Here is a 4,562-nt window from a genome sequence, read left to right as displayed (position 1 = left end):
GACCGGAACTCCGCGCCCTCGCCACCCGCCTCCTGGACGAACTCGCCGCCCTCCCGGTCCCCTCGGCCCCCGACGAACCCACGGCCTGGCCCGCCATCCGGGCGACCTGGCCACCGCCCGGAACGGAGACCAGGGCCGGGGCCGAAACCGAGACCGGGGCCGGAACCGAGACCGGCACCGGAGCCGGGGCCGGAACCGCGACCGCGACCGGGGCCGGAACCGGGACCGAAACCGAGACCAGGGCCGGGGCCGAGACCGGGACCGAGACCAGGGCCGGGGCTGGAGCCGGAGGCGGAGGTGGGGCCGGGACCAAGACCGGGGCCGAGACCAGGGCCGGGACCGTGGCCAGGGCCAGGGCCAGGGCCGGAACCGGGGCCGGCACCGGGACCGGAACCGAGACCGAAACCGAGACCGGAACCGAGACCGGAACCGAGACCAGGGCCGGGGCCGGAGCCGGAGGCGGGGCCGTGGCCGGGACTGAGACCAGGGCCAGGGCCGGAACCGGGAGCCCGGCTGCGGCCGAGACCGGAACCGGAGCCCGAGCCGCGACCGGGGCGAGAGCCGAGACCGGCACCGTGGCCAGGGCCAGGGGCGAGGCCGTCGACGGCCGGCTTTGTCTGCGGCTGGAGGCCGCCTGGGTGGGGCGGGCCGTGGGGTGCGTGCTGGGGAAGCCCGTCGAGAAGCTGCCGCTCTGCGGGATCCGGGCGCTGGCCCGGGCCTCCGGGAACTGGCCGCTCGACGACTGGTTCACCGCCCGCGGCGTCCCCCAGGAGGTGCTCGCCGCGTACCCGTGGAACCGCCGGTCCGCCGCGAACTCCCTCGCCGAGAACATCGACGGCACCCCCGAGGACGACGACCTCGACCACCCCCTCCTCGGCCTGCTGCTCCTCCAGCGCCACGGCAAACGCTTCGCCACCGCCGACCTCGCGCGCCTCTGGCTCGACGAGCTCCCGGCCGGCCGGGCCTTCACCGCCGAGCGGATCGCGTACCGCAACCTGCTCCTGGGCCTGGAGCCCCCGCTCACCGCCACCCACCACAACCCCTTCCGCGAGTGGATCGGCGCCCTCATCCGCGCCGACGTCCACGGCTGGACCAACCCCGGCGACCCGGCCGCCGCCGCCGAACAGGCCTGGCGGGACGCCGTCCTCAGCCACACCGCGACCGGCGTCCACGCCGCCCTCTTCGCCGCCGCGACCCTCGCGGAGGCCGCCTCCGGCCGGGCCGACGTGCACGGCGCGCTGCGGGCCGGGCTGGCCGTCGTACCGCCCCGCTCGCGCCTCGCCGAGGCCGTCCGCTTCGGGATCCGCACCGCCCGCGCGGAGGGCGACTTCGAGCGGGTGGTGGACCTGCTGCACGCCCGCTACGGCGGCTACCACTGGGTGCACGCCCTGCCCAACACCGCCCTGATCGCGGCCGCCCTCACCCACGCCGACGGGGACTTCACCCGCTCCGTGTGCGCGGCGGTGTCCGGCGGCTGGGACACCGATTCCAACGGCGCCACCGCCGGCTCGGTCGCCGGGCTGCTGGCCGGCTCCCCCGACCGGATCCCGGAGCGGTGGACGGCGCCCCTCAAGAACCGTCTCTCCACCACCATCACCGGTTTCGACGGCATCGGCTTCGACGCCCTCGCCCACCTCACCGCCCAGGAGGCAGCCCGACCATGACGGCCATCGCCGTGCTCGGCAGTACGAACATGGACCTCGTCGCCTACGTCCCCAAGGCACCCAACCCCGGGGAGACCGTCACCGGACGGGAGTTCCGCACCGTCCCCGGCGGCAAGGGCGCCAACCAGGCGGTGGCCGCCGCCCGCCTCGGCGGGGAGGTGACGATGATCGGGGCGGTCGGCGCGGACGAGTTCGGCGTCCGGCTGCGGGCCGCCCTCTCCGGGGCGGGGGTGGAGACCTCCGCCCTGCGCACCGTCGAGGGCGCCAGCGGCACGGCCCACATCACCGTGGACGACGAGGGCGCCAACAGCATCATCGTCATCCCCGGCGCCAACGGCCGTGTCACCGGCCTGGAGCCGCCGCCACCGACCTGCTGGTCCCCAACGAGCACGAGGCCGCCGCCCTGACCGGGCTCACGGACCCGCACCGGGCCGCCGAGGTGCTGCTGCGGGCGGTGCCGGAAGTGGTGATCACCCTGGGTGCGGCGGGCTCCCTGTACGCGGCCCGGGGGCGGGAGCCGCTGACCGTGCCGGCGCCCCGGGTACGGGCCGTGGACACCACCGCGGCCGGTGACACCTTCGTGGGGGCGCTCGCGGTGGCCCTCGGCGAGGGCCGGCCGGTGCCGGAGGCGCTGCGCTGGGCCTCGGTGGCGGCGTCCCTGTCGGTGCAGCGGGCCGGGGCGCAGTCCTCGATGCCGACGCGCACGGAGACGGACGCCGCCGCCCTGGCCGGTGACGGGGCCACCCCGTGAGTCCCGCCGGCCCCGCCCCCGACGACGGCCGCGCCGCCGGCCCGCCGGCCCGGCCCGAGGCACCCGACCGCACCGCCCCCGGCCCGGGGACCGGACCCCTGGCGGGGCTGCGGGTGCTGGATCTGGCCACGCTCTTCGCCGGGCCGCTGGCCGCCACCCTGCTCGGGGACTTCGGGGCCGAGGTGGTCAAGGTGGAGCACCCCGGGCGGCCCGACCCCTCGCGCGGGCACGGGCCCGCCAAGGACGGGATCGGGCTGTGGTGGAAGCTGCTCGGGCGGAACAAGCGCACGATCACCCTCGACCTGTCCACGCCCGGCGGCCGGGACACCCTGCTGCGGCTGGCCGCCACCGCCGACGTCGTGGTCGAGAACTTCCGCCCCGGCACCCTGGAGAAGTGGGGCCTGGGCTGGCCCGAGCTCTCGGCGGCCAACCCCCGCCTCGTCCTGGCCCGGGTCACGGCCTTCGGCCAGCAGGGCCCGTACGCCCGCCGCCCCGGCTTCGGCACGCTCGCCGAGGCCATGAGCGGCTTCGCCTCGATCACCGGCGAGCCCGACGGCCCGCCGACCCTGCCCCCCTTCGGCCTGGCCGACTCCATCGCCGCGCTGACCTGCGCGTACGCCGTGATGACCGCGCTCGCCGGACGGGAGCGGACCGGGCGGGGGCAGGTGGTCGACCTGGCGATCATCGAGCCGATCCTCACCGTGCTGGGCCCGCACCCGCTCTGGTACGACCAGCTCGGCTACGTCCAGCCCCGCACCGGCAACCGCTCCGCGAACAACGCCCCGCGCAACACCTACCGCAGCGCGGACGGCCGCTGGCTGGCGGTGTCCGCGTCGGCGCAGTCCATCGCCGAGCGGGTGGTCCGCCTCGTCGGGCGCCCCGAGCTGGCCGACGAGCCCTGGTTCGCGACCGGGACGGGCCGGGCCGCGCACACGCACCTCCTCGACGAGGCGGTCGGCGGCTGGATCGCCCACCACAAGGCGGAGGAGGTGGTCACCGCCTTCGAGGCGGCCGAGGCAGCCGTCGCCCTGGTCTACGACGTACGGGACGTGCTGGCCGACCCGCAGTTCGCGGCCCTCGACACCGTCACCGAGGTCGAGGACCCCGAACTCGGCCCGCTGCGGATGCAGAACGTCCTCTTCAGGCTGTCGGAGACCCCCGGGGCGATCCGCTGGGCGGGGCGCCCGCACGGGGCGGACACCGAAGCCGTCCTGACCGAACTCGGCCTGACCCGGGCCGAGATCGCCGCTCTGCGCACGGAGGGTGCGTTGTGATCCTGACCTGGCTTTACGCCCCCGGGGACCGCCCGGCGGTGGTGGAGAAGGCCCTGCGCTGCGGGGCGGACGCCGTGATCGTGGACCTGGAGGACTCGGTGTCGGCCTCCCGCAAGGAGTACGCCCGCGCCGCCACCGCCGAGCTGCTCACCGAACGGCCGCCGGTGCCGGTCCACGTCCGGGTGAACGCGCTGGGCTCCCCCTGGGCGGGCGCCGACCTCACCGCCCTCGCCCGCCTGCACGGGCTGGCGGGGCTGCGGCTGCCGAAGGTCGACGCCCCGGAGCAGATCGTCCGGGTCGCGGACCGGACGGGCGGGGTGGCGCTGTACGCGCTGCTGGAGTCCGCGCTGGGGGTGGAACGGGCGTACGAGATCGCCCGCGCGCACCCTTCCCTGCAGGGGCTGACCCTGGGCGAGGCGGACCTCTGCGCCGACCTCGGGGTGTGTGCGGAGGGCGGGCTCGACTGGCCGCGTTCCAGGGTGGTCGTGGCCGCCCGGGCCGCCGGGCTGGCGCCGCCCGCGCAGTCGGTGTTCCCGGACATCCGGGACCTGGAGGCCCTGGCCGCCTCCTGTGCGCGGGGGCGGTCGCTGGGGTTCCTGGGGCGGGCGGCGATCCATCCGCGGCAGCTGCCGGTGATCGAGCGGGCGTTCCTCCCGGGGCCGGAGGAGGTCACCGCGGCGGAGGAGATCGTCTCGGCCGCCCGGGCCGCGCCGGGGGCCCTCGCCCTCCCGGACGGCCGCTTCGTCGACCCCGCGGTCGTGGCGGCGGCCCACCGCACCCTGTCGCTCGCGCGGCGCCCCCGGTAGCCCTGCGGGGCCGTCCCCTACCCGCCCTTCGCCCGTTCCCCGGGACTCCGCCCCGGACCCCACTCCT

The 4,562-nt window shown here is 77.0% G+C and carries 2 protein-coding genes and 2 pseudogenes; all 4 read left to right on the top strand.

The window, feature by feature from the left end:
* Positions 1 to 279 precede the first annotated feature (279 nt).
* The 4 genes and pseudogenes from VR44_RS36135 to VR44_RS36120 all read left to right on the top strand — a co-directional run bounded on the left by VR44_RS36135 (position 280) and on the right by VR44_RS36120 (position 4,495).
* Positions 280 to 1,664: pseudogene (locus tag VR44_RS36135) on the top strand (ADP-ribosylglycohydrolase family protein).
* Positions 1,661 to 2,415: pseudogene (locus VR44_RS36130) on the top strand (ribokinase). Before VR44_RS36135 ends, VR44_RS36130 begins: the two co-directional pseudogenes overlap by 4 nt.
* A gap of 98 nt (positions 2,416 to 2,513) precedes the next feature.
* Positions 2,514 to 3,689, top strand: a complete 1,176-nt coding sequence (locus VR44_RS36125; protein ID WP_045951891.1) for a CaiB/BaiF CoA transferase family protein — start codon at positions 2,514 to 2,516, stop codon at positions 3,687 to 3,689.
* On the top strand, positions 3,686 to 4,495 hold the full coding sequence (locus tag VR44_RS36120; protein ID WP_045951890.1) for an HpcH/HpaI aldolase/citrate lyase family protein: 810 nt from the start codon (positions 3,686 to 3,688) through the stop codon (positions 4,493 to 4,495). Before VR44_RS36125 ends, VR44_RS36120 begins: the two co-directional genes overlap by 4 nt.
* Positions 4,496 to 4,562 lie beyond the last annotated feature (67 nt).

Origin of the sequence: Streptomyces katrae, assembly GCF_000966975.1 — a bacterium.
GTDB classification, from domain to species: Bacteria; Actinomycetota; Actinomycetes; order Streptomycetales; family Streptomycetaceae; genus Streptomyces; species Streptomyces katrae.
Note: the sequence above shows the minus strand (reverse complement) of the source record. Positions and strands in the feature narration are given on the sequence as shown.